Genomic DNA, 25,169 nt, shown 5'->3' with positions numbered 1-25,169 from the left:
CAAAACTAACAAGAACACAAATTTCACAGATTTCGCGAATTAGTTCGTGATAATTTGTGAAATTTGTGTTTTATAATAATAACAATAATGACAACATTAATAAAAAACATACAAGAACTGCTTCAAGTTCGCGAAATTTCAATATCAAAAGTTTCAGGAGCTGATATGGCAATACTTCCAACCCTTAAAAATGCATTTTTAGTAATAAAAGACAATCTAATTGCTGATTTTGGATTAATGGAAAATCTTCCTGAAATCGATGCAGACGAAATTGTTGACGCAACTGGTCGCGTAGTACTTCCATCTTGGTGCGACAGCCACACTCATATTGTTTACGCTGGTAATCGCGAACAGGAATTTGTTGACCGTATTAACGGATTTACTTACGAAGAAATTGCTAATCGCGGTGGCGGAATATTAAATTCGGCTAAAAAACTAAATGAAACCTCAGAAGAAGATATTTACGAACAATCTAAACTTCGTCTTGAAGAAGTAATGCATCTAGGAACCGGCGCTGTTGAAATAAAATCAGGTTACGGACTTACGATTGAAGGCGAACTAAAAATGCTTCGCGTAATTAAAAAACTAGCCGAAAATTATCCTATTTCAATAAAAGCTACATTTTTGGGAGCTCATGCTTTTCCAACACATTACAAAGAAAACAAAGCGGGTTATATTGAAGAAATCATAACACAAATGATTCCTGAAATTGCTCAAAATAAGCTTGCTGATTATATTGATGTTTTTTGCGAAAGCGGTTATTTTTCAGTTGAAGAAACCGAAAAAATAATGAATGCAGGAATAGAATCAGGCTTAACACCAAAAATACATGTAAACCAATTCAATTCTATTGGCGGAATACAGGCTGGCGTTAAATTTAAGGCGCTTTCTGTAGATCATCTTGAAATTATGAACCCAGAAGATATTGAAGCTTTAAAAGATACCGAAACCATGCCGGTTGCATTACCATCATGCTCTTATTTTTTAAGCATTCCTTATACTCCAGCCCGCGAAATGATCAAAGCTGGTTTACCGCTTGCATTAGCAACAGATTTCAACCCGGGCTCTACGCCGTCAGGAAATATGAATTTTGTAGTGGCAACGGCTTGTATCAAAATGAAAATGACCCCAGAAGAAGCTATAAATGCCGCCACAATTAACGGAGCTTACGCAATGGGACTTTCAGAAACGCACGGAAGTATTACAAAAGGAAAAAAAGCCAATCTTATACTGACGAAACCAATTTCTTCTTATTACCAAATACCTTACGCTTTTGGCAGTAATTTAATTGAAAGTGTTTTTATAGAAGGAAAGATTATATAACAGTTATATCTGTAAATAGTTTTATCAATAAAAAAAGGTCTGTGAAAAAATCACAGACCTTTAATATTTTAGTGGTATTATTACTTAAGCGACGTGGTATTATCTTAAACTGAAACTTGTTTTAGAAACCAACTCATCATTATCAAAAACATTGATAAAGTAAGTTCCTTTAGCAAAATCTTTACCTGGCAAATCTTCAGTAACATTTACACTTTTGTTCTCATATTGAACAGTAGTTTTAAAGCTGTATGTTAATGATTTATCACCAAAACTTTCAGTTTTCTTATCTCCTAAAACGTTATTTTTAGAATCAATCACTTGAACATAATACGTTTTATCACCAGACTTAGCGATTTGATTTTCAGCAATTGTAAAGCTTACTTTCAAAACATCAGCACGGCTTGCTTTATCCGTTTCAACTTGTTTTCCTGAGCTTTTCAATTTGTAAGCAGCAGTTTTAGTATTTAAAACAGATAATTTAGAACCTCTCTCTACAGTTTTAGCCAATTCTTCATTTTGACCAACTAGTACTTCGTTATACTTTTTAGATTCTCCCAATACTACAATAGTACTATCTCTTTGAGTAGTTAAAACACCATTTTGTTTTTTCAACTCATCATTTTCAGCAACTAAAGTTTTCATTTTACCTTGCATTGCTTGAACTTGAGATCTGAATTTAGAAACATCACCTTTAGATTTGTTCAAATCATCCATTAAAGCTACTACTTTATCTCTTTCTTGAATTAATTCATCAGACATTGAAGTATTCTCTGCAATTGCAGCATCATAAGTCGCTTTTAACTCTTGCAAATCTTTCATAACAGATTCTTTCTCTGTCATCGTTGTTGTAAGTTCAGTTTTAACCACTTCAGTATCAGAAGAAAGTTTAAAAATATACACTAAGCTACCAATTAGTAGGACTGCTAAAACTGCGATTATCGCCTTTAGACTTGAATTGTTGTTCTTTGGGTTTTCCATATTGAATAATTTTCTTTAAAAACAAATTTAAGAATTAATATATCGTAATAACGTAAGTTGACGCAATTATATTATTTTTGAAAAATATTTTTTTTTAATGGAAAAACTAATTCCTTTTACAGTCAATGATTTGGCAAAAGTCACAAATCATCGAAGCGGCGAAATAAAATTTGGAGAAAAAATGATTGTCATTCCTAAGGGAGCTGATAAAATCAAATTTTTACAAGAAAGCGAAGCAAAATATGTTCTTTTGGGAATCCCAGAAGATATAGGCGTGCGTGCTAACTATGGCAGACCCGGAGCTGCTTCTGCTTGGGATAGTGCCATAAAAAGTATTGCCAATATTCAGCATAATCGATTTTGCAAAGGCAGCCAGATTATAGTTTTAGGACAGCTTAATGTTGCCGAAGAAATGCGCAATGTTGAAAAGCTGGACTTTAATGACATTGACGACCGATCTAAATTAAGCCAATTAGTAGAAAAAATTGACAAAGAGGTTTCGCATATTATTTTTACTATAATTAAGTCTGGAAAAACTCCAATAATCATTGGCGGCGGTCATAATAATGCCTATGGAAACATTAAAGGTTCGGCTTTAGCCAAAGGAAAACCTGTTAATGCAATAAATTTTGATGCCCATTCTGATTTTAGAATTCTGGAAGGCCGTCATAGCGGAAATGGTTTCTCATATGCTTACGAAGAAGGTTTCCTAAAAAAATATTTCATTTTTGGATTGCATGAAAATTATACTTCAAAAAGTGTTTTAGACATTATTAAAAAACTTGAAGACCGTGTTCGCTACAATACTTATGACAGCGTCAATATTCGTAAAGAAAAAGACTTTGACAAAGAAATGGCTCTTGCACTCGAATTTATCAAAACCGATTCGTTTGGAATTGAAATTGACTTAGATGCAATTCCTAACATTGCCAGCAGCGCAATGACAATAAGCGGATTTTCGGTTGAAGAACTCAGACAATTTATTTCTTTTTTCGGACAGCATAAAAATGCAGCATATCTTCATATTTGTGAAGGTGCACCTGATTTAGCCGATTCTCCAAACAACAATTTAATTGGAAAATTAATTGGTTATTTGGTTACCGATTTTGTGAAAGCCAATAATGAAAAAGAAAAATCTCAATGAAGAACAACTACTTTAAAACCACACATTTCCCAAATAATACAAGAATCAAATAAACGATTGACCGAATAAACCTATCTTTGCACAGATTTTAGTACTTAAAACTAAAATCTTAATTACTAAGATATGTTATTCGAAGATTTATCACTTTCAAAAAGTATACAAAAAGCCGTATTTGAAGAAGGCTACTTAAATCCTACCCCAATTCAGGAAAAATCAATTCCGATTGTTTTGGCTGGACGAGATTTAATTGGCTGTGCGCAAACAGGTACGGGAAAAACTGCAGCATTTGCAATTCCTATCATACATCAATTACACCGAATTGTAGGTTCTTCAAAAAAAGCCAAACAAATTCGCGCTCTTGTAGTTACCCCTACTCGTGAACTAGCAGTACAAATTGGTCAAAGTTTTGACACTTATGCTAAATATACAAACCTGACACAGCTGACTATTTTTGGCGGTGTTTCACAAAACCCGCAGGTTGAAGCTTTAAAAAATGGTGTAGATATTTTAGTAGCTACTCCAGGCCGCCTGCTTGATTTACATAAACAAGGTTTTCTAGATTTTAATCATCTGCACACTTTAGTTCTTGATGAAGCGGATCAGATGCTTGATATGGGTTTTATAAATGATGTAAAGAAGATTGTAAAACTGACTCCAAAAAACAGACAAACTTTACTTTTCTCTGCTACAATGCCTTTAGCAATTCGCGAACTGGCTGAAATGTTTTTACAAGATCCAGAAAAAGTAGAAGTTTCTCCGGTTTCTTCAACTGCCGAAAATGTAGAACAGCGTATTTATTTTGTTGATAAAACAGAAAAAAGAAATTTACTATACCATTTGATAAAAAACGAAAACTTATCAAATGTCCTTGTTTTCTCTAGAACAAAACACGGAGCAGATAATGTTGTAAAGGCGCTTAGAAAAAAAGATATTCCTGCTGAAGCAATTCACGGAGATAAATCTCAAAATGCAAGACAACGTGTTTTAGATGCTTTTAAAAACAAAGAAGTTGGCGTACTTGTAGCTACTGATATCGCTGCAAGAGGAATTGACATTGAACAACTTCCTTATGTTATCAATTTTGATCTGCCAAATATTCCTGAAACTTACGTACACCGAATTGGACGTACCGGGCGCGCAGGAAATGGTGGTATTGCAATTTCATTTTGCGGAAAAGACGAACATCCATACTGGAAAGATATCCAGAAGTTAATAAAAGTAGATGTTCAAACTATTACAGATCATCCTTACCCTTGGCACGAAGGAAGTCCTGAAGCAGGAGAAAAACCTAAAAATTCAAACCGAAGCGGCGGAGCTCATAAATCGAGAAAATCAAATGCTTCTAAACAAAATAAAAAACGCTGGTATTAACCAGCGTTTTTTGCTTCATTTATTAAATAGTTTAAAATCTTAAACAATTTAACAGGCTCGAACGGTTTCACAATAATATCGTTTATTCCTGATGAAATTGCTTCATCTGTTATTTCATCTTTATCAAAAGCAGTCAAAGCAACTATTGGTGTTTTTATCCCTAAAAGACGAATTCTTTTTGTGGTTTCAAATCCATTCATTAAAGGCATATTAATATCCATTAAAATAAGATCAAACTCCTCGGTTTCTAATATCTTTAAAGCTCCAAATCCATCATCTACAACAGAACAGATATAGTTGTTTTTCTCGATAATCTTCTTCGTTACCAGCTGATTAATCAAATTGTCTTCAACAATTAAAATTTTATAGATTTCATTGGATGTTAAATCAACTTCAATCTCTTCTATAATCTTTTTAGTTTTCTGAGGATCATGCTCGAATGGAACTTTAAAAGAGAAAGCCGTTCCCTTACCGAGATCACTTTCTACACTGATTGTACTTCCAAATAGCCCCAATAGTCTTTTTACTATACTAAGCCCCAGACCGGTTCCTTGATAATCTTCCTCTTTTCTTCCCACTTGAACAAATTTTTCAAAAATTTTATTTTGATCAACAGCAGCTATACCAACTCCATTGTCTTTAATTAGAAAATCCAAAAAGTAAAACTTCCCCTCGATTCGGTCAAGTTTAACCACAATATCGACTTCACCATTTTTAGTAAATTTTAAAGCATTACTAACTAAGTTCATTAAAATTTGAGCCAAACGAAGTTTATCTCCAATTAAATACTCTGGAATCTTGTCGTCTATATCTATATTTATTTTATTATTATTTTTTTGAGATAAAAAAGAAAGAGAATTCTTGATTACAGTTATCTCATCAGAAATATTAAATGTTAAGTTCTCAAGCACCACCTTATTTTCTTCTATTTTATTGATTTGAAGAATATCATTGACAAGCGATAATAAATATCTGGCAGAGAATTTCAAGGCACTTAAATGCTCACTTCGTGATAATTCCTTATGTTCATCGAGTAGCATATTCGTTATACCAACCACACCATAAAGCGGTGTGCGTAATTCGTGGCTTATAGTCGAAATAAATTGAGTTTTCAGGAGCGAGGCTTCCTCTGCAATTTCTTTTGCTTTTAAAAGCTCTAAATTGTGTTTCTTCTTAAGTCTGATATTTTTAATTAAAGTAATAATCAGAAATAGCAAAATCAAAGAAATTAAAACAAACAGAATAACAATAATTTTTGATTTTTTAAGACTGTGATATTGTTCTATTTTTTCGTTCTCAACTTTATCAATCTGTCTTTTATATTCGTCTAATTCAAGATTAAAACCAGCAACGGTGGCTTTTTTTATTTTTTCATCATTGTACAACTCATCAGTAAGCTTGGTATAGATAGAAAGATTTTCATAAGCTTCTTTGAGTCTGTTTTTTTTAGTTAAAAATCTTGAATATTCTAAATGAGCAAACGCTAGATCAGATTTTTGAGTATTATCCTTCCCTGCTTTTATAGCTTTTATAAAAAAAACATCTGCCAAGTTATCCTCATTACGAAAATTGTGATAAATACCATTAAACATATTCACAACAATTTCCGTCAATTCATCTCCGTATTTATCCTTATTCTCATTTACATATTTAAGATACGGATAACCTTCATCGTATTTCTTAATATCAAAATAGGCCCAGACAATATTTACATTACTAAAATAAACCTGGCTTAAATCTTTAATTTTTAAACCATAAACAATCGATTTTTTATAATATTGAATTCCTTTTTCGAACTGTTTTTTTTCAAAACAGTACATATTTCCTAGATTATTATAAAGATTGTATTTAATAGAATCGTTTTTTGTTTTATTGGCATAATACAAACTTTTGTTGTAAAAAAAGATTGCCTTGTCAACTTCTAATAACTCATTATAGTTTGCGGCTATAATATTGTATGAACGAGAAATTAAGGTAGGATTCTTAGAATCAGTTGCAGCATTTAATGCCGCTCTAGAAGTAATTAATGATTTTTCGAAGTTTAACTCTCTAAAATCAGCTAATGCTTTTTTTATAAGTTTATCGATCTTTGCCTCTGATAAGGGTTCAGTTTGCCCGATCGCTGAATTGACAAAACAATTCAGAAATACAAGAAGAAATAAAAAAATCCGTTTTAGGGGCATTAATCGGCTAATTTTATCAAATATACATTTAAAAATTTAAAAAAAGAGCTGTATTTCAATTAAAAAATACAGCTCTTTATATGTATAAAATACGTTTATTTATTAAAAAAAGTATTCCTTAACTTTCAGATACAACTTCCGTTTCTTCATTACCCTCCCATTGTCCTACAACCGAAGTAGCTAATGCATTCCCTAAAACGTTTGTTGCACTTCTAAACATATCGCAAAAGTGATCAATAGGCAAGATCAAGGCAATCCCTTCTACTGGAATTTTAAACATTCCGCAAGTTGCAGCAACAACAACTAAACTAGCTCTTGGCACACCTGCAATTCCTTTACTGGTTAACATCAACACTAAAAGCATTGCCATTTGAGTTCCTAAATCTAGGTCAACTTTATAAAATTGAGCAATAAAAATACTCGCAAAAGTCATATACATCATACTCCCATCTAGATTAAACGAATAACCAAGAGGCAGCATAAATGAAACGATTCTGTCTTTTACACCAAAATTTTCTAATTCTTCAGTTAATTTAGGAAAAACAGCTTCACTGCTTGTCGTTCCAAAAGCAATCGCCAAAGGTCCAACAATACGTCTTAGCAACTCTGTCATTCTTCCTTTTAGGAAAATATAACCTACAGCAACTAAAACCACCCATAAAGTACCAATTCCAAGTAAGAAAGACCCAAAGAACTTAAAGTATGTAATAATTAATTCTTCAGCATCTCTAATTGCAAATACACCTGCAATAGCACCAAACACTCCAATTGGAGCAAAGTTCATTACATAATTCACCATTTTTAAAACGATGTGTGACATTTTATCTAAAGCTCCAATTACAGGCTTTACCGTATTTCCTAATGATGCAGCAGCTAATCCGAAAAAGATTGAAAATACAACGATTTGCAAAATTTCATTGGTAGCCATTGCTTCAACAATACTTTTAGGAACGATATGTTCAACAAAATTCTCGAAAGATAAATTTTGAGTTTTTCCTGTTACCTCTGTTGCCGATGCCATATCAACATGCCCTAAATTGATTCCAACTCCAGGCTCTAAAATATTAACATAAAATAGTCCAATTAATAAAGAAATAAATGAAGCTGTAAAAAACCAACCAAGTGCTTTTCCTCCAACTCTTCCAACCGTTTTTATATCACCTAATTTTGCAATTCCAACTACTAAAGTTGTAAAAACTAAAGGCGAAATAATCATTTGCACCAAACGAATAAAAATAGTTGCCAGCATTTTTATTTTGTTGCTGAAAGACAACGCAGCTTCTGGCGAAATATAATGGTGTAAAGTAATTCCTAGAGCTGCTCCAAGAACCATAGCAATTAAAATTTGCCCAGTTAGTCCTGAAAGAAATGATTTTTTTTTGGTTTCTGTAACTTGCATTAATTTGTTTTTTAATTATTAAAATATAAGACCCTCACTGTCTTAATTTTTATTAATATGTTTTGTTGATTAAATAAAAATCGGCCAAAACAATTGCGGCCATTGCTTCAACAATTGGCACAGCACGAGGTACAACGCACGGATCATGACGTCCTTTTCCGGTCATTGGTGTTATGTTTCCTTTATTATCAAGTGAATCTTGAGTTTGCATAATGGTGGCAACTGGTTTAAAAGCAACTCTAAAATAAATATCCATTCCGTTACTAATTCCGCCTTGAATTCCGCCTGAAAGATTTGTTTTTGTAGTTCCATCAGGATTATACAAATCGTTATGTTCGCTTCCTTTCATTTCAGATCCAGAAAATCCGCTTCCGTATTCAAAACCTTTAACTGCATTTATAGAAAGCATCGCTTTTCCTAATTCAGCATGTAATTTATCAAATACCGGCTCTCCTAAACCAACTGGAACATTTTGAATTACGCAAGACACAACACCTCCAACGGTATCTCCTTGTTTGCGAATATCACGAATATACTCTTCCATAATTGCTGCCGATTTTTCGTCTGGACAGCGAACTGGGTTGCTTTCGATTTTAGAAAAATCCAAATCCTGATAAGGTGTGTCTAAATGAATAGGCCCAACAGAAGAAACGTAAGCATTAATTTTAATTTCAGGCAGCATTTGTTTTGCAATTGCTCCTGCTACAACTCTGCTTGCTGTTTCACGTGCTGAACTTCTTCCGCCTCCGCGATAATCACGAAAACCATATTTTTGATCATACACATAATCAGCATGACTTGGTCTATAATTATCTTTTATATGTGAATAATCGTCTGATTTTTGGTTGGTGTTTGGAATAATAAAGCCTATTGGTGTTCCAGTAGTTTTACCTTCAAAAATTCCAGATAAAAACTGAACTGCGTCTGGTTCTTTACGTTGGGTAACAATTGCTGACTGTCCTGGTTTTCTGCGAGACATTTCAACTTCAATTGCTTCTAAATCAAGTTCAATTCCTGATGGACAACCGTCTATAATTCCGCCTAAAGCTTCACCATGAGATTCTCCAAATGTTGTAACTTTATATAGGGTGCCGTAGCTATTTCCTGCCATTGTTATTTGTTTTGAGCAAATGTAAGTTTTATGAATTAAATTAAAAAATTTAAAATTGTTATTGTTAATTAAAGATCAAACAAATAAAAATCACAATTTATTAAAACTGCAGCCAAATTAGTAACCTTTTGATAAAACCGTTTTGCCAAGAGATTCTTTTATTTGCTAAACTTCAAATTAATAAAAATTGAAAAAAAGAAATGTTGAATTGGTCATTATCTCAGATGTCCACTTAGGAACTTACGGAAGTCACGCCAAAGAATTAAACAACTATTTATCAAGCATTAAACCTAAAACTTTAATACTTAACGGGGATATAATTGATGCTTGGCAGTTTAGAAAATCTTACTTTCCTAAATCACATTTAAGAGTTATACAACGTATAATAGGAATGGCTTCTAAAGGAACAAAAGTCTATTATATTACTGGAAATCATGATGAAATTCTACGAAAATTCAGCGACATGAATCTAGGAAATTTTAGTTTGGTTGATAAATTAGTTTTAGAATTAGACGATAAAAAAGCTTGGATTTTTCACGGAGATGTATTTGATGCTTCGGTACAACACTCAAAATGGATTGCAAAACTAGGCGGTTTAGGATATGATTATTTAATTTTGAGTAATCGTTTTGCTAATTGGTGTTTGGCAAAACTAGGCAGAGAACCTTACTCCTTTTCAAAAAAAATAAAAGCCAGCGTAAAAAAGGCCGTTAAATTCATTTCAGATTTTGAAACTACTGCAACTGATCTGGCTATCGAAAAAAATTACGATTATGTAATCTGCGGGCATATTCACGAGCCCAAAATAGTAACAAAAGAAAACAAACACGGATCAACATTATACTTAAACTCCGGCGACTGGATCGAAAATTTGACAGCATTAGAATATCATAAAAAACGATGGAAATTATACTCTTACACAGAAAGTAATTTTTCAGAAGAAGAAAATCTTTTTGAAATAGAAGATATTCTTACCTCTCAATTAATCTCATCAATAATTCTTAAATAGTAAACATATAGCACACCAATACTTTTAGATTAATTTACAACGTTTCAAATGTTGCGAAATGTGAATTATATAACAATTTTCAAAAATTTTATACGTTCTTGAATTACGAGAACTATACATTTGAAAAAAATTAATTTAACCTTTATATGAAAAAGATTATTCTATCTGCCATTATGCTATTAGGATTAGCATTTACGGCTCAATCACAAGAAATTTCAAAAAACGCTCTTGGTATACGTTTAGGCGACAATAACGGTTTTGGAGGTGAAGTATCTTACCAACTGGGATTAAATCAAAAAAACAGACTTGAATTTGATTTAGGATGGAGAAACAGCAGTGATGTTGACGCCATTAAAGGTGTTGCTTTGTACCAATGGGTTTGGAATATTGACGGCGGTTTTAACTGGTATGCTGGTGTTGGTGGTGGTTTAGCCGCATGGGATCATGATTATTACAATAACAACTACAAATATAACGACAGCGGAACTTATGTTTTTGCAGCTGGAGATATTGGTATAGAATATAGATTCAGCGAAGTACCAATTACATTATCATTAGATGCTAGACCTGAAATTGGTTCTGGATATTATGATGACGATAACTTTGGATTTGATGTTGGTTTTGGTGTTAAATTTAGATTTTAATCCAAAAAAAAATCAATAACTAAAAAAAAAGAAAACCTGCCTTTTAAAATAGGGCAGGTTTTTTTATGATTTAAAAAAAACAAGAAATACTGGCTTAAAAATTCTAAATGCCTGCAGTGTATTATTTGATAATAATTTCTTTCTTAGAATATATTTTCACAACTGTGTAAGGATATGTAATAACCTGCATAACCATTGCGTCTTTAGCAGGGCTGTTTTCTTTTACAGTTATAATAATATTTTTATCTGTCTCCTCTACCTTATCAACTCCAATAGAATAACCTCCTGTATTTTTCTCTCCCATATTTAAAATAATATAGTTAGAATTACTAATATCAGTCTGTTTCATTTTATCAGCTAAAAGCGGATCATTTTCTAACATTTTGATTTCATTTGGCTCGGTCAAAATTTCATAAAACTTAATATTACCGCCGCCGTCAGACTGCTCCGTTAAAATCTCATACAACCCTTTTGAATCTGATGTTTTTTTAACACCGCAGGAAATCAAAACAAAAAGGACTAAAACTGAAATTACTTTTTTCATTTACGTTTATATTATTTAAAAACCTTTACTCTTTATAGTCATCTATTGCCTTTTGATACAAAGCTTCATACTTAGGCAAGATGTTTTTAATATCAAACTTTTTCGCAACCTCTAAGGCATTTAATTTAAACTCATTTAGAGTTTCATCGTCTTTTAAAATTTTAATAGCATTAGCTGCCATTTCATCAACATTTCCAACATTGCTTAAGTAACCCGACACTCCATCAAAATTAACTTCAGGCAAACCTCCAGAATTACTTGAAATAACAGGAACTCCGCAAGCCATTGCTTCTAATGCAGCAAGACCAAAACTTTCTGTTTCTGATGGAAGCAAAAACAAATCAGTAAAACATAAAATTTTATCGATCTCGTTGCTGTTTCCAAAGAAGATTACTTTATCATAAATCCCCAATTCCATACACAAAACCTCTGCCTTTTCTTTCTCAGGACCATCACCCACCATCATTAATTTAGCAGGCATTACTTTCTGAATATTATAAAAAATCTTAATGATATCCGGAATTCGTTTTACCTTTCTAAAATTACTAATGTGCGTTATAATTCGCTCATCTTCTTTTGCCATTACATAACGATGACATGGCACTGTTGGATCTTTCTTTACTTTATCCAATTCAATAAAATTCGGGATTACCTTAATTTTATTTTTGATTTTGAACAGCTTCAAAGTATCATCTTTCAAACTCTGTGAAACTGATGTCACATAATCTGATTTATTGATACTAAAAGTTACAGCAGGTTTATAAAACGGATGATTCCCTACCAGCGTAATATCTGTTCCATGAAGTGTTGTAATCATTGGCAGATTAATTCCTTCATTTTTCAGCATTTGTTTCGCCATATAACCCGCATAAGCGTGAGGGATTGCGTAATGCACATGAAGAACTTCGATTTTATACAATTTGACCATATCGACCAATTTGCTTGACAAGGCTAATTCATAAGGTTGATAATGAAAAAGTGGATATTCTGGAACGTTTACTTCGTGATAATGAACATTCGGATTTAAAAGTGCCAGCCTAACGGGCTGACTATAAGTTATAAAGTGTATTTCGTGTCCGCGTCTGGCTAGTTCAAGACCTAGTTCTGTAGCAACTACACCACTACCGCCAAATGTTGGATAACAAACTATTGCTATTTTCATGTATAAAATTTAATTCTACGAAAATACTCAAAAATACTGTTTAATTACCCTTTTCAATTGTTAGATTTTTGACAAAGTTAGATTAATTCTAACTAATCTAGTACTGTCTTGAAGCAGAACATCTTCAATCAAAAGACCACCAGTCCCGCTGTCTGCTATATCTTTTATGGCGAACCCCGCCATAAAAGGATACCGCTCTCATCGGGGCTACGCTAGACTTTTTTGTTTTCATAAGCCCTAATTATCAGCAACTTTGTCAAAGTTTAAAACTTTGACAAAGTTAAATCAGCACTAAGTTTGTCATTCCGAGGAACGAGGAATGAAAAATTTTGGCGAAACATATAACTTTAAACGTAAAACCTAAAACAATTAAACAAAAAAAAGGCACAAAACTTAAAATTTCATGCCTTTCAAATATTTTACAAATTACTCTTAGAAAAATCTGCTGTGCCAGCTGTCAGCAGCAGGAACTTCCCAAGATTCATTAAATTCTTCGATATTGTTTACCAAGTTATTGAAAACAATTGTATTCTCAGAAACTGATTTATCTTTTACCATTTTCTTGAAATCAATTAATGGTTTATGTGCAATATGTTCTCCAAGCTTAAAAGTAACATTCATTTTGTCCAACAAATCAACGTTGTATTTTTTCTCTAAGCCTTGAATAAACTCAACCGAACTATCAATCGAACAGCCTGTAGCAGCTTGCACTTCTTGATTTACAGCCAGTATTATAAAACGATTGTATTTAAGTAAAAATGAAGCTTCAAGACTTGTCCCGTGTGCGGCCCATTCTTCTACAAAAGCTTTCAAATCGGTTTCGATTTCAGAAAATTCTTCCTCAGAAAATTTTCTGTTCGATTGGTAAATCCAAACTCTAGATTCACCAGGTAAATTTTCAAAAGGTATATACATTTAATTTTAAATTTTAGATTGTTGATTTTAGATTTTTAAGATTTAACCTTAGAATCTTAGCATCTTAATAACTTAGAACCTCAGATTACAAATCCTGTGCATTAGCAATTAATTCTGCAATATCCAGCACTTTTACCTGCCCTTCTTTTTCTTGATGTTTAATACCATCTGTTAACATTGTATTACAAAAAGGACATCCTGCAGCAATAATATCTGGTTTCACTTCTAAAGCGTCTTCTGTACGCAATACGTTAACTTCTTTATTTCCTGGTTCAGCATCTTTAAACATTTGCGCACCGCCAGCTCCGCAGCATAATCCATTGGCTTTAGAACGCTTCATTTCGACTAACTCCACATCCAGCTTCTGAATTAAATCTCTTGGAGCTTCATAAACTTTATTGGCTCTTCCTAGGTAACAAGGATCGTGAAAAGTTATTCTTTTTCCTTTAAATTGACCTCCTTCTACAGTAAGTCTTCCATCATCTATTAATGACTTTAAGAACTCCGTATGATGAATAACTTCGTAGTTTCCGCCTAATTCAGGATACTCGTTTTTTAAAGTATTAAAACAGTGCGGACAAGCGGTAACAATTTTCTTTGCTTCATAGGCATTCAAAACCTCGATATTCATCATGGCTTGCATTTGAAACAAAAATTCATTTCCAGCACGTTTTGCAGGATCACCTGTACAGCTTTCCTCTGCACCCAAAACTGCAAATGAAACATTAGTACGGTTTAATATACGTACAAATGCTTTTGTGATTTTTTTTGCTCTATCATCAAAACTCCCAGCGCAACCTACCCAGAATAAAACTTCTGGCTGTATTCCCTGAGCTAGCATTTCAGCCATTGTTGGCACTACTAAATTTTCTGACATCTCTTTTTGTTTAATCGTTGATTTGTTTAATTGTTTAATCGGCAACTTGATCGAATCCTAAGAACGATTAAACGAATTGACGATTAACCGATTAAACTATATTTTTAATTTTCGTTTTTCCAATTTAAACGGTCCTGCTGGCTGTATTGCCAAGGAGCACCATTATTTTCAATATTAGTCATCATTGCATTCAATGACATTGGTGCAGCACTCTGCTCCATCACTAAATAACGACGCATATCCATAATTATAGACAACGGACTAATATTAACGGGACATTCTTCTACGCAGGCATTACATGAAGTACAAGCCCACAATTCTTCTGGTGTAATATAATCGTTTAATAATGTTTTATTATCTGGAACAAAAACACCTTTATTAGCGTCGATATTATTTCCTACTTCAGTCAAACGATCTCTTGTATCCATCATAATTTTACGTGGAGACAATTTTTTTCCTGTTTGATTTGCCGGACAAGATGACGTACAACGTCCACATTCTGTACAAGTATAAGCATTCAATAACTGAACCCAATTTAAATCTTGAACATCACTTGCTCCAAACTTACTTGGAGCTGCATTTTCATCAACAGGAGCTGCTGCAAATGGATCTGCATTTGGATCCATCATCAACTTCACTTCTTTTGTTACAGAAGCCAAATTATCAAACTGCCCTTCTGGATTTAAATTTGCAAAATAAGTATTAGGGAAAGCTAAAAGAATGTGTAAATGTTTTGAGAAGTATAAATAGTTCATAAAAACTAAAATACCCGCAATATGCAGCCACCAAAAAGCTTCAAACAATAATGAAACTAATTCGTTTGACATTCCATTAAAGATCGGAGCAATAAACTGACTTACTGGAAAACTTCCTGCTTTATGAAAATGAGAAAATCCTCCCGGAACATTCTGCAAATGTAAGTCAGAAGCATTCATCAATAAAAACAAAAGCATCAAAACGGTTTCAAAATACAAAATGTAATTAGCATCGCTTTTAGGAAATCCGTTTAAGTCAGGATTTATAAAACGCTTTAATCTAATAACATTTCTTCTAATCCAGAAAACTACAACAGCAAAAATTACAAGTATTGCCAGTATTTCGAAAGAAGCTATTAAAACATCATAAACCACACCTAAATAAGGCGCAAAAATTCTATGAGTTCCAAATAACCCATCTATAATAATTTCAAGTAACTCGATATTAATAATTATGAAACCTACATATACAAAAATATGAAGTATTCCAGCTACAGGGCGTCTCACCATTTTTGACTGCCCAAGAGCAATCATTGCCATATTTTTCCAGCGCGCTTTAGAATTATCCTTTCGATTTACATCTACTCCCAAGTTAATGTTTCGGATGATCTTTTTTACGCTCGCTGTAAAAAAACCAAAACCAACTATAAGAAGTATGGCGAACAAAATATTATCTAAATAACTCATTGCAATTATTTTTTATCAGTTGAATTTACATCTTCAGCAGGAGCTACATAAGGCTTGTTTTTCTTTCCAAAAAGAGAAACATTTACGTAACGTGTTGGGTATAAACGAACGTCCTGTAATAACAATTCAAGTTCTTTTGAAGTTTTTGCAAGGTTATTATAAAGAGCTTCATCACTTAATAATTTACCCATAGTACCTTTTCCAGAATTTAAATTAGCCATAATACCATCAACTTTAGCCAAAGTTTGATTTAGGTTTCTAACTGTTTTTCCTAAATCGGCTTTGTTTAATGAATCTGATATTTTATTAAAGTTGCTTGACATTTTATTAAAGTTTGTCACAACTCCATTTATCTGACCTTTATTAGTATCTAAAATAGTATTGATACTTCCTGAAGCTTTATGAAACTGCTCCATTGTCTGACTTAACTCAGCCAAACTTTTCTTTAGATCGTCTTGCGTTTTTTTATCTAAAACATTGTTTAATCCAGTTACCAGATTGTCAATATTTAGAAGCATTTTATCTAACTTTTGCGTAATTGGATCAATTTTACCGCCTAACGAATCTGTTAATCCTAATTCAACAGCAGGCGCTAATTTCTGACCATCTTCTGCTGGATCTTTATCTGCAAGATTTGGTACAATTTTTATCTGTTTCCCTCCAATCAAACTTGGAGAATACAAGACAGCATTACTGGTTTTAGAAATTGGAAAATCTGTTTTTAATTGTAATTCAACCAATAATTTCCCAGTTATTTCATCAATTGTGATTTTATTTACTTTACCAATAGAAAGTCCATTAATGGTAACAGGTGCTGATGCTGACAAATCCTCTACATTGTCGTATTCGACATATAATGTTTTGTAATTTGTAAAAAGGTCTCTGCCTTTTAAAAAACTGTAGCCCCAAATAAATAATAAGATTGACGCGATGACTAAAATAGCCGTTTTAATTTCTCTTGTTAGTTTCAAAATTCTAAGTGTTTGTACAAAAATAATATAAATATTCGAACTAGGGCTTATTATTTAATGGCGTCTTGAATGCTGATTTTTTCACCATCACGATTCGCAATTAAAAATGCAGCTCCATATCCCTTACTCTTAGCTTCTTGCAAATATTTCTTTGCAGTTTCATAATCTGAAGTTTCTTGATAGAAATATTTATAAATATTGTTTTCGTATAACATGGTTACATTATTCAATCCTTTAAAATTTTTAGCTTCTAAAGGTGTTTTTTTAATGCTGGCAATTAACTGTACTTTAAAAAAAGTGCCTTTTGGGACATTTTTTTTCACTGCAGCAGATTCTACAACTTTATTCTTTGCCGGAGTAGACGTATCTCTTACTGGTCGAGCCTCTATTGCCTCAGGAGTTCCTGAACCAAAATACTCTCTTTTATAACTCAAAATAGCCTCTGCAATTGCTTTGGCAATTTCATCTTGTCCTTCTTCCGAATTCAAAATATTTCCCTCGGTTGGATTAGAGATAAATCCTGTTTCAACTAAAACTCTTGGCATATAAGCTTTATGAAGCACCATAAATGGCGCCTGTTTTACTCCGCCTTGTCTTAATTTTTTTCCAAGTTTTTCAAAATTATCTTCGATTTTACTTGCAAGCGAAATACTGTTATCTAAATACTCTTCTTGCATTAAAGTCATGCCAATCATAGATTCTGGAGAGTTTGGATCGTAACCTTCATATTTACGTTTGTAATCTTTCTCTAAAGTAATTACAGAGTTCTCTTTTTTTGCAGCCTCTAAGTTTGATGCAACTTTACTCAAACCCATTACATACGTTTCTGTTCCGTCTGCCGCTGTATTTTTGTTAGCATTACAGTGTATAGAAACAAAAATATTTGAATTGGCTCTATTGGCAATATTAGCTCTTTCTACTAAATCAATAAAAACGTCAGTTTTTCGCGTATAAATAACATTAACATTAGGATTAAGCTCTAAAATTTTTCCAACTTTTAGAACAATTGCTAAGGCGATATTTTTTTCGATCCGTCCGCTGTAAACAGCGCCAAAATCATGATCTCCATGCCCTGCATCAAGTGTCACCTTAAAAACGTTAGCTTGACTGTAAGCACAAAAAGACATTATTGTTAGAAAAAAAGTAAAGATTACCTTAATTTTGCTCAATCTATTCATAAATCTAAAAGTTAATTTTAATAAAACGCAACTGCTATAATTTTTATAATTGATTATTTTTGCCAAAAAATTATATGTAAGTTTGACATGTCAAAAAACAAGCCATAATTTTACAAAAATAGCATTTAAACCTTTGCACACAAACTTATTTAATATCGTTTTATTATCATTTTTCCTATCTGCAGGATGTGGTAAATTATATTCACAAGAGATAAAATCCAAAAAAAAGCCTTTGCCTGCTGTAAAACAAACAGATAAGCCTCAAATTAAACCTATTGATACTATTAAAGTAGACAGCATTAAGCCAACGAAGACTTTTTTAGACGGGAAAGTAAAATACAAAGCAAAGGATTACGCCAAAATAGATCAGAAGAAAAAAATCATTACTCTTTATAATGAAGCTGAATTGTATTATAAAGATGTTGAACTAAAATCTGGTATAATTGTACTTAATTATGAAAAAGATGAAGTTTATGCAGGTCGAATAAAAGATTCTGCAGGTGTATTAACTCAATATCCAAACTTCAAACAAGGAGCAAGCGAGGTTCAACCCGATTCTATACGTTTTAATTTTAAAACAAAAAAAGCCTTAATTTACAACTCAAGAACAGAACAAGGCGAGTTTAAAATAAAAGCAGCTGTTACTAAAAAAGAGAATGACTCTGTTTACTTTTTAAGAGGTGCTCGCTTTACAACTGCTCAAGATATCGATAATCCTGAATACTATTTTCAAACGAATAAAGTAAAATTTATTCCAGGTAAAAAAGTTATTACTGGTTTAACCAATATGGTTATTGCAGATGTTCCTACACCTCTAGCTCTGCCTTTCGCCTACTTTCCGATGAGTCAGGAAAAAAGTGTTTCTGGTATTATTATACCAAGTTACAATGACTCAAATACTCGTGGATTCTCTTTACAAAACGGAGGTTACTATTTTGCTTTAAGCGACAATTACGACTTAACGGTTTTAGGAGATTATTATACAAACGGGAGTTACGCTATGCGATTTGAATCGGCCTATGCGACACGGTATAAATATCGAGGAAACGTTAATATTCGTTTTGAAAACCTTATAAACAGCGAAAGAGGATATCCAGATTATTCTAAACAAAACATCTACAACATTCAATGGTCGCACTCAAAGGATACAAAATCAAATCCTAATTCGAGTTTTTCTGCTTCTGTAAATATGGGTAGCAGTAAATACTTTAAGCGATCTATCAATCAGGCCAACATAGGATCTAACTTAAATAATACTTTAAGTTCGTCTATTTCATACAACAAAACATTTAATACAATTCCAGGTTCACGTATATCGTTGTCTGCTACGCATCAGCAAAATACTCAAACTGAGGACATCATCATGACACTGCCTAATCTTCAAGGTAGTATTGATCGTGTTTACCCTTTTGTTGGAAAAGACGGGGTAAAAAAAGGTTTTATAAAAAACATAAACTTACAATATAATGTAACTGGAAAAAACGAATTTAAAACAACAGATTCTTTATTCTTTAAACCGCAAATGTTTAAAGATGCGAAAATTGGTATGCAGCATTCTATTCCAATCAGTACCAATTTTAAAATATTCAAATACTTTAGTGCAGGAGCTTCTACAAATTACCAAGAAACTTGGGTTACCAAAACAATTGAAAAGAATTACGATGTAGATAAAAGTGCGGTTGTAGATAAGACTGTAAATGGTTTTGACTCTTATAGAACTTACAACTTCAGCACTAATTTAGGTACTACAATTTATGGTACGTTTAATTTTGGGGCCGATAAAAGAATTCAGTCTATTCGTCACGTTATGAGACCAAGTATTACTTACTCTTATACGCCGAGCTTCGAAAGATATTACGATCATTATACTGTTGATGCTGCAGGAAAAATTTCTACAGATGAATATTCTCGTTTTGCAAACGGTATTTACGGCGCACCTGGAAAAGACAATTCCAACATTGTTGGTTTTTCTTTAAGCAACACCTTTGAAGCTAAAGTAAGAGATCGTGACAGCACAAAAACAGAGCCTAAAAAAATAATGCTGTTAAACAATTTAAACTTCAGTACAAGTTATAATTTTAACGCAAACGGAAAAGAAACATTGGCTTTCCAGCCTATTCTTGTAAGCGGTGGAACACAGTTTTTCGAAAACAAAATGAATGTCAATTTTGGAGCTGTTTTAAACCCTTATGCAATCGATAATGCAGGAAATGTAATGAACATTTACAACATTGATAATGGTGGAAGTTTATTTAGAATGACCAGCGCAAATATTACAATGAACTACTCTTTTTCGAATAAGGGAGGAGATAATAAAGAAAAAAACAACCAAAGTCAGCGAAATGGTGGTCGTAATGATGATTTATTTGGTACAAATACAGACCTAAACGACAGTCGAAACAGCCAATTTGCAAACGAAAAAGATGACGATAAAGATGTAATTACGGAGTTCTTCAGCTCAAAATTACCTTGGGACATGACGCTTGCTTACTCATTGACATACTCGAATGCTAACAGAGAGAATAAAATAACCGGAAACTCAATCATGGTTTCTATGAACATGGATATCACACCTAAATGGAAAGGCGGGGTTTCGACTGGATTTGATTTTGTTCAAAAAGGGGTTACTTTTACGCAATTTCGTTTTGAAAGAGACTTGTTAAGCTGGAGAATGGCTTTTAACTGGTCTCCTATGGGAACAAACTCTAACTGGAACTTCTTTATCGGAATTAAATCTGGTATGTTGAGCGACATTAAATGGAATAAGCGAAGTACTTCAAATCGATAAGCCATTTGCTTAATTGTTTTATTTTGATTAGAAGGTCTTAATAACTACTATACCATAATTGTTTAAAAACAAATAAGTATCTACATATGAAAAAAATAATCTTTACCGATAAGGCTCCTGCTCCAATTGGACCTTACAATCAAGCTGTATTATCAGGAAACACACTTTATGCATCTGGACAAATTGCTATAAATCCAGCATCGGGCGAGCTGGTAACTGACAACATCAACGATGAAACGAAACAAGTAATGGAAAATATTGCAGCTATTCTAGACGCTGCAGATATGACTTTTGAAAATGTAGTTAAAGCGACTATTTTTATTATGGATATGAACAATTTTGGCGCAATAAATACTGTTTACGGTTCTTATTTTAACGAAAAAACCGCTCCAGCACGTGAAACGGTTCAAGTGGCATGTCTGCCAAAAAATGTAAATGTTGAGATTTCTATAATCGCAGTGCAATAGCATCTAATAATAATTGTGCCGTTGCTTCGTTTGTTGCCAGCGGCACATTATGTACATCGCAAACGCGAATTAACATATTAATATCTGCTTCATGCGGATGACTTGATAAAGGGTCTTTAAAAAAGAAAACCATTTTCGTAATTCCTTCCGCTACTCTGCCTGCAATCTGCGCATCACCGCCTAAAGGTCCTGAAAGCATTCTTTGGGTTTTAAATCCCGCAGCTTCAGCTTTTCCTCCAGTAGTTCCTGTTCCAATAAGTTTTATGGACTCATGATGTAATACATCACTATTTTTAATCAAAAAATCGATCAAATCAGCTTTCTTGCCATCGTGAGCAATGATTGCAATTTCCATAAATCCAGAACTATTGGTTAGCAACATGGTACGCAATTAATCCATCAATTGGCCTTCTTAAAACATTCCCTAATTGAAGTTCATATTTATCAAAAGTTTCTTGTAATTCATCTTTTAGATAAAATGCAATAGAACCTACAAAATGCACAGGAACTTCTTTGCAGTTATCAAACTGTTTGATGTAGTTTTTAACGAAAGATTTCATTCCCTTGAAAATAATTTTTCTACAGAATTCTGTGTCTTTGTGTTTGATTAAAAACTTTGCAAAAGTTGCCAAATAAGCATTTGGATTTGGTTCTTTGTATAGTTTGTTTTTAATAAAATCAGGATCAACGTCGTACTCTTTTTCAAGCTCTACCGCTAATTCTTTTGGCATTTTATTAAAATAGTACTTTCTAATTAATTCTTTTCCAAAAACATTTCCGCTGCAGTCATCCATTAAGATATACCCTAATGACTGCACTTTTTGATGCAATACTTTTCCATCAAAATAACTGCAGTTAGAACCTGTTCCTAAGATAGAAACAATTGCTTCTTCACCTTTTGGTGTTGTTGCATAAACGGCAGCATAAGTATCTTCTTGTACGTCAATAATTGCATTAGTGAAATAATCCTGAAAGATCAGCTTTAGCGCTTCTTTCATTCTGTCAGTTCCACAGCCAGCTCCGTAAAAGAACAAATGGGTTGCATTTTTTTTATTTTGCAAAATATCAAAACGATCGTTTAATCTTTCAATGATTTCCGGAGCGTCTAGAATTTCAGGATTTAATCCTAAGGTTTGTGTGGTGAATAATACTTTTCCATTATCATCAATTGCAATCCAATCGGCTTTAGTAGATCCACTATCAACTATTAATTTCATTTTATTTAGTTTTTGGATTAGTTTTTCTTCAATAAACTATAAGTGTGTTTTTTACAATAATTAAAGACGAAACAAAATAAGAAAATCCCGTTATTTTGACATAACGGGATTCTGCAAAAATATATAATATTATTTTAAACCTGCAATATGTACAGATAAATCGATCAATTTGCTTGAGTATCCGTACTCATTATCATACCAAGATACTAATTTGAAGAAAGTAGAATTTAATCCAATTCCTGCACCAGCATCAACGATTGAAGTTCTTTTATCAGAGATGAAATCTTGAGATACAACTGCATCTTCAGTATATCCTAAGATACCTTTCATTTCGTTTTCAGAAGCTTTTTTCAATACAGCTAAAATTTCTTCGTAAGTAGTTTCTTTAGCTACTTTTACCGTTAAATCTACTACAGAAACGTCAGCAGTAGGAACACGGAAAGACATTCCAGTTAATTTTCCATTTAAAGCAGGAATTACTTTTCCAACTGCTTTTGCAGCTCCAGTAGATGAAGGAATGATATTAATTGCAGCAGCACGTCCACCTCTCCAGTCTTTTCTAGAAGGTCCGTCAGCAGTCATTTGAGTTGAAGTAGTTGCGTGAACAGTAGTCATTAAACCTTCAACGATTTCGAAATTATCGTGAATAACTTTAGCTAAAGGAGCTAAACAGTTTGTAGTACAAGAAGCGTTAGAAACAACTAAATCAGTAGCTTTTGCAGTTTCGTGGTTTACTCCCATTACAAACATTGGAGCATCAGCTGAAGGAGCAGAAATGATTACTTTTTTAGCACCACCTTTGATGTGCTCATTTGCAGTTTCGATAGTTGTAAAGATACCAGTACATTCTGCAACAACATCTACATCAACTTCATTCCATTTTAAGTCAGCTGGGTTTCTTTCTGCAGTGATACGGATATTTCTTCCATTTACATACAATTTTCCTTCTTTAACTTCTACAGTTCCGTTGAAACGACCGTGAACTGAATCATATTTTAATAAGTAAGCTAAGTGATCTACATCTAGCAAATCGTTGATTGCTACCACCTCTACATTATCTCTATTGAAAGTTTCTCTAAAAACGATTCTTCCGATACGTCCAAATCCGTTTATTCCTAATTTTACTTTTGACATTTTACTAATTTTTTGCTTTTGTTTTTATTACACTAATTTAAAGTCTAATTTCCTCACAATAAACTTCATTCCTTTTTTTAAACTTTGTCTTATATAATTATGTAGACATGATGTCTGACACTCTCAATAATTCTCTATCAATCTCAGATTTACCTTTAATTGCTTGTTCCAGCGGAGTCAACGACACTTTGTCTTCTTTAAGACCAACCATGTAGTTTGATTTTCCTTCAATCAAAGATTCTACTGCTTTTACACCAAGACGACTTGCTAGTACACGATCAAAACAAGATGGTGAACCACCACGCTGCATATGTCCTAAAACAGATACTCTAACATCATACTCCGGTAAATTAGCTTCAACGTAGTCTTTTAATTCAAAAACGTTTTTACCAATTTTATCTCCCTCAGCAATAACAACTATACTTGATGATTTTCCTGATGCTTTACTTTTTTGAAGAGAATCTAATAATCTATCTAAACCTAAATCTTCTTCAGGGATAAGAATTTCCTCAGCACCAGCGCCAATTCCGGCATTAAGAGCTATATGTCCTGCATCTCTACCCATAACCTCTACAAAAAACAGACGGTTATGTGAACTTGCAGTATCTCTAATTTTATCGATACAATCTACTACTGTATTTAATGCGGTGTCATAACCTAATGTATGACTTGTACCATAAATATCATTATCAATTGTACCAGGAATTCCCATTACAGGAAAACCATATTCTGCATTGAAAATTAGACCTCCGGTAAAGCTTCCGTCTCCTCCAATAACAACTAGAGCATCAACCCCAGCTTTTACTAAATTTTCGTGTGCTTTTTTTCTACCTTCTGGTGTTCTAAAATCAACAGAACGAGCAGATTTTAAGATCGTTCCTCCTTTATTTACTATATTATTAACGCTTCGAGGGCCCATTTCTTTAAAATCGCCTTCGATCATTCCTTGATAACCTCTATAAATTCCTATGCATTCTATATTATGATAAGCACATGTTCGAACAACTGATCGTATTGCAGCATTCATTCCTGGTGAGTCTCCTCCTGAGGTAAGAACACCTACTTTTTTTATTGTTTTTGACATTATTTAAGTATTAAAGTGTAAAATTAGCAAACATTCACCACTTTTCGGGTTCTGTTTATTATAAATTAGTAAAATATGTTAAATTCAAACGTTTTCGTTAATAAGTTTTTTGGCTGGAAAAATTTCATTTAAAATAATAAAACTCTCTTTTTTTAATTAATTCTTTAAAACTAACAATAGCCAAATGAAGTGTTACAAAAAACACATAAACTCTATTAAGCTGAAAAA

The 25,169-nt window shown here is 32.9% G+C and carries 22 protein-coding genes; 7 read left to right on the top strand and 15 right to left on the bottom strand.

What is annotated here, in order from left to right:
• Nucleotides 1–87 precede the first annotated feature (87 nt).
• Nucleotides 88–1,323, top strand: a complete 1,236-nt coding sequence (gene hutI / locus ACHRVL_RS13515; RefSeq protein ID WP_395413585.1) for an imidazolonepropionase — start codon at nucleotides 88–90, stop codon at nucleotides 1,321–1,323.
• A gap of 99 nt (nucleotides 1,324–1,422) precedes the next feature.
• Here the strand turns inward: hutI and ACHRVL_RS13510 are convergent, their stop codons facing one another.
• Nucleotides 1,423–2,301 carry a hypothetical protein gene (locus tag ACHRVL_RS13510; protein WP_089052815.1) on the bottom strand — a complete coding sequence of 293 codons (879 nt, stop codon included), beginning with the start codon at nucleotides 2,299–2,301 and terminating at the stop codon, nucleotides 1,423–1,425.
• A gap of 97 nt (nucleotides 2,302–2,398) precedes the next feature.
• On the opposite strand from ACHRVL_RS13510, the gene ACHRVL_RS13505 reads away from it, so the two are divergent.
• Nucleotides 2,399–3,445: a formimidoylglutamase gene (locus tag ACHRVL_RS13505; protein WP_395413582.1), complete on the top strand. Its 1,047-nt coding sequence runs from the start codon at nucleotides 2,399–2,401 to the stop codon at nucleotides 3,443–3,445.
• Nucleotides 3,446–3,568: 123 nt separating this feature from the next.
• Complete coding sequence (locus ACHRVL_RS13500; RefSeq protein ID WP_089052813.1) at nucleotides 3,569–4,816, top strand: DEAD/DEAH box helicase; 1,248 nt, start codon at nucleotides 3,569–3,571, stop codon at nucleotides 4,814–4,816.
• Here ACHRVL_RS13500 and ACHRVL_RS13495 read toward each other — a convergent pair.
• The 3 genes from ACHRVL_RS13495 to aroC all read right to left on the bottom strand — a co-directional run bounded on the left by ACHRVL_RS13495 (nucleotide 4,813) and on the right by aroC (nucleotide 9,509).
• Nucleotides 4,813–6,999, bottom strand: coding sequence for a response regulator (locus ACHRVL_RS13495; protein WP_395413579.1), 2,187 nt, complete (start codon nucleotides 6,997–6,999; stop codon nucleotides 4,813–4,815). The genes ACHRVL_RS13500 and ACHRVL_RS13495 overlap by 4 nt on opposite strands.
• 118 nt (nucleotides 7,000–7,117) lie before the next feature.
• On the bottom strand, nucleotides 7,118–8,398 hold the full coding sequence (locus ACHRVL_RS13490; RefSeq protein WP_395413577.1) for a dicarboxylate/amino acid:cation symporter: 1,281 nt from the start codon (nucleotides 8,396–8,398) through the stop codon (nucleotides 7,118–7,120).
• A gap of 52 nt (nucleotides 8,399–8,450) precedes the next feature.
• The gene (gene aroC, locus ACHRVL_RS13485; protein ID WP_029273121.1) at nucleotides 8,451–9,509 is read right to left on the bottom strand and encodes a chorismate synthase; all 1,059 of its coding nucleotides are present in this window, start codon (nucleotides 9,507–9,509) and stop codon (nucleotides 8,451–8,453) included.
• Nucleotides 9,510–9,696: 187 nt separating this feature from the next.
• Here aroC and ACHRVL_RS13480 point away from each other — a divergent pair, with 187 nt between their 5' ends.
• Nucleotides 9,697–10,518 carry a UDP-2,3-diacylglucosamine diphosphatase gene (locus ACHRVL_RS13480; protein ID WP_395413574.1) on the top strand — a complete coding sequence of 274 codons (822 nt, stop codon included), beginning with the start codon at nucleotides 9,697–9,699 and terminating at the stop codon, nucleotides 10,516–10,518.
• Nucleotides 10,519–10,664: 146 nt separating this feature from the next.
• Nucleotides 10,665–11,162, top strand: coding sequence for a hypothetical protein (locus ACHRVL_RS13475; protein WP_395413571.1), 498 nt, complete (start codon nucleotides 10,665–10,667; stop codon nucleotides 11,160–11,162).
• A gap of 121 nt (nucleotides 11,163–11,283) precedes the next feature.
• Here ACHRVL_RS13475 and ACHRVL_RS13470 read toward each other — a convergent pair whose 3' ends face one another.
• The 7 genes from ACHRVL_RS13470 to ACHRVL_RS13440 all read right to left on the bottom strand — a co-directional run bounded on the left by ACHRVL_RS13470 (nucleotide 11,284) and on the right by ACHRVL_RS13440 (nucleotide 18,251).
• The gene (locus ACHRVL_RS13470) at nucleotides 11,284–11,706 is read right to left on the bottom strand and encodes a protease complex subunit PrcB family protein (RefSeq protein ID WP_395413570.1); all 423 of its coding nucleotides are present in this window, start codon (nucleotides 11,704–11,706) and stop codon (nucleotides 11,284–11,286) included.
• A gap of 25 nt (nucleotides 11,707–11,731) precedes the next feature.
• Entirely contained in the window at nucleotides 11,732–12,868 is a 1,137-nt protein-coding gene (bshA, locus tag ACHRVL_RS13465; protein ID WP_395413568.1) for an N-acetyl-alpha-D-glucosaminyl L-malate synthase BshA, read from the bottom strand.
• A 432-nt stretch (nucleotides 12,869–13,300) separates the two neighbouring features.
• On the bottom strand, nucleotides 13,301–13,783 hold the full coding sequence (locus tag ACHRVL_RS13460) for an ABC transporter ATPase (protein ID WP_089052805.1): 483 nt from the start codon (nucleotides 13,781–13,783) through the stop codon (nucleotides 13,301–13,303).
• Nucleotides 13,784–13,868: 85 nt separating this feature from the next.
• A complete protein-coding gene (locus ACHRVL_RS13455; protein ID WP_089052852.1) occupies nucleotides 13,869–14,660 on the bottom strand; it encodes a (Fe-S)-binding protein in 792 nt (263 codons plus the stop codon).
• A gap of 104 nt (nucleotides 14,661–14,764) precedes the next feature.
• The gene (locus tag ACHRVL_RS13450; protein ID WP_089052804.1) at nucleotides 14,765–16,102 is read right to left on the bottom strand and encodes a (Fe-S)-binding protein; all 1,338 of its coding nucleotides are present in this window, start codon (nucleotides 16,100–16,102) and stop codon (nucleotides 14,765–14,767) included.
• 5 nt (nucleotides 16,103–16,107) lie between these two features.
• Complete coding sequence (locus ACHRVL_RS13445) at nucleotides 16,108–17,073, bottom strand: MlaD family protein (RefSeq protein WP_395413565.1); 966 nt, start codon at nucleotides 17,071–17,073, stop codon at nucleotides 16,108–16,110.
• 50 nt (nucleotides 17,074–17,123) lie between these two features.
• Nucleotides 17,124–18,251, bottom strand: a complete 1,128-nt coding sequence (locus ACHRVL_RS13440; RefSeq protein ID WP_395413563.1) for an N-acetylmuramoyl-L-alanine amidase — start codon at nucleotides 18,249–18,251, stop codon at nucleotides 17,124–17,126.
• 49 nt (nucleotides 18,252–18,300) lie between these two features.
• On the opposite strand from ACHRVL_RS13440, the gene ACHRVL_RS13435 reads away from it, so the two are divergent.
• Complete coding sequence (locus ACHRVL_RS13435) at nucleotides 18,301–21,039, top strand: putative LPS assembly protein LptD (RefSeq protein WP_395413560.1); 2,739 nt, start codon at nucleotides 18,301–18,303, stop codon at nucleotides 21,037–21,039.
• Nucleotides 21,040–21,125: 86 nt separating this feature from the next.
• Nucleotides 21,126–21,506: a Rid family detoxifying hydrolase gene (locus ACHRVL_RS13430; RefSeq protein WP_089052801.1), complete on the top strand. Its 381-nt coding sequence runs from the start codon at nucleotides 21,126–21,128 to the stop codon at nucleotides 21,504–21,506.
• Here the strand turns inward: ACHRVL_RS13430 and ACHRVL_RS13425 are convergent.
• The 4 genes from ACHRVL_RS13425 to pfkA all read right to left on the bottom strand — a co-directional run bounded on the left by ACHRVL_RS13425 (nucleotide 21,487) and on the right by pfkA (nucleotide 24,941).
• Nucleotides 21,487–21,861: a methylglyoxal synthase gene (locus tag ACHRVL_RS13425; protein ID WP_089052850.1), complete on the bottom strand. Its 375-nt coding sequence runs from the start codon at nucleotides 21,859–21,861 to the stop codon at nucleotides 21,487–21,489. The genes ACHRVL_RS13430 and ACHRVL_RS13425 overlap by 20 nt on opposite strands.
• Nucleotides 21,862–21,871: 10 nt before the next feature.
• The gene (locus tag ACHRVL_RS13420; protein WP_089052800.1) at nucleotides 21,872–22,723 is read right to left on the bottom strand and encodes an N-acetylglucosamine kinase; all 852 of its coding nucleotides are present in this window, start codon (nucleotides 22,721–22,723) and stop codon (nucleotides 21,872–21,874) included.
• Between the two features lie 129 nt (nucleotides 22,724–22,852).
• The gene (gene gap / locus ACHRVL_RS13415) at nucleotides 22,853–23,857 is read right to left on the bottom strand and encodes a type I glyceraldehyde-3-phosphate dehydrogenase (protein WP_089052799.1); all 1,005 of its coding nucleotides are present in this window, start codon (nucleotides 23,855–23,857) and stop codon (nucleotides 22,853–22,855) included.
• A gap of 97 nt (nucleotides 23,858–23,954) precedes the next feature.
• Complete coding sequence (gene pfkA / locus ACHRVL_RS13410) at nucleotides 23,955–24,941, bottom strand: 6-phosphofructokinase (protein ID WP_089052798.1); 987 nt, start codon at nucleotides 24,939–24,941, stop codon at nucleotides 23,955–23,957.
• Nucleotides 24,942–25,169: the final 228 nt, after the last annotated feature.

The organism is Flavobacterium sp. FlaQc-28 (assembly GCF_044007415.1).
Lineage (GTDB): Bacteria > Bacteroidota > Bacteroidia > Flavobacteriales > Flavobacteriaceae > Flavobacterium.
The sequence above is the reverse complement of the archived record's forward strand: the minus strand, read 5'-3'. Positions and strand labels throughout refer to the sequence as shown.

Excerpts from the sequence above, each read along its gene's own strand:
- hutI (WP_395413585.1), top strand. The coding sequence starts at position 88 with ATGACAACATTAATAAAAAACATACAAGAACTGCTTCAAGTTCGCGAA.
- ACHRVL_RS13510 (WP_089052815.1), bottom strand. The coding sequence starts at position 2,301 with ATGGAAAACCCAAAGAACAACAATTCAAGTCTAAAGGCGATAATCGCA.
- ACHRVL_RS13505 (WP_395413582.1), top strand. The coding sequence starts at position 2,399 with ATGGAAAAACTAATTCCTTTTACAGTCAATGATTTGGCAAAAGTCACA.
- ACHRVL_RS13500 (WP_089052813.1), top strand. The coding sequence starts at position 3,569 with ATGTTATTCGAAGATTTATCACTTTCAAAAAGTATACAAAAAGCCGTA.
- ACHRVL_RS13495 (WP_395413579.1), bottom strand. The coding sequence starts at position 6,999 with ATGCCCCTAAAACGGATTTTTTTATTTCTTCTTGTATTTCTGAATTGT.
- ACHRVL_RS13490 (WP_395413577.1), bottom strand. The coding sequence starts at position 8,398 with ATGCAAGTTACAGAAACCAAAAAAAAATCATTTCTTTCAGGACTAACT.
- aroC (WP_029273121.1), bottom strand. The coding sequence starts at position 9,509 with ATGGCAGGAAATAGCTACGGCACCCTATATAAAGTTACAACATTTGGA.
- ACHRVL_RS13475 (WP_395413571.1), top strand. The coding sequence starts at position 10,665 with ATGAAAAAGATTATTCTATCTGCCATTATGCTATTAGGATTAGCATTT.
- ACHRVL_RS13470 (WP_395413570.1), bottom strand. The coding sequence starts at position 11,706 with ATGAAAAAAGTAATTTCAGTTTTAGTCCTTTTTGTTTTGATTTCCTGC.
- bshA (WP_395413568.1), bottom strand. The coding sequence starts at position 12,868 with ATGAAAATAGCAATAGTTTGTTATCCAACATTTGGCGGTAGTGGTGTA.
- ACHRVL_RS13460 (WP_089052805.1), bottom strand. The coding sequence starts at position 13,783 with ATGTATATACCTTTTGAAAATTTACCTGGTGAATCTAGAGTTTGGATT.
- ACHRVL_RS13455 (WP_089052852.1), bottom strand. The coding sequence starts at position 14,660 with ATGTCAGAAAATTTAGTAGTGCCAACAATGGCTGAAATGCTAGCTCAG.
- ACHRVL_RS13450 (WP_089052804.1), bottom strand. The coding sequence starts at position 16,102 with ATGAGTTATTTAGATAATATTTTGTTCGCCATACTTCTTATAGTTGGT.
- ACHRVL_RS13440 (WP_395413563.1), bottom strand. The coding sequence starts at position 18,251 with ATGAATAGATTGAGCAAAATTAAGGTAATCTTTACTTTTTTTCTAACA.
- ACHRVL_RS13430 (WP_089052801.1), top strand. The coding sequence starts at position 21,126 with ATGAAAAAAATAATCTTTACCGATAAGGCTCCTGCTCCAATTGGACCT.
- ACHRVL_RS13425 (WP_089052850.1), bottom strand. The coding sequence starts at position 21,861 with ATGGAAATTGCAATCATTGCTCACGATGGCAAGAAAGCTGATTTGATC.
- ACHRVL_RS13420 (WP_089052800.1), bottom strand. The coding sequence starts at position 22,723 with ATGAAATTAATAGTTGATAGTGGATCTACTAAAGCCGATTGGATTGCA.
- gap (WP_089052799.1), bottom strand. The coding sequence starts at position 23,857 with ATGTCAAAAGTAAAATTAGGAATAAACGGATTTGGACGTATCGGAAGA.
- pfkA (WP_089052798.1), bottom strand. The coding sequence starts at position 24,941 with ATGTCAAAAACAATAAAAAAAGTAGGTGTTCTTACCTCAGGAGGAGAC.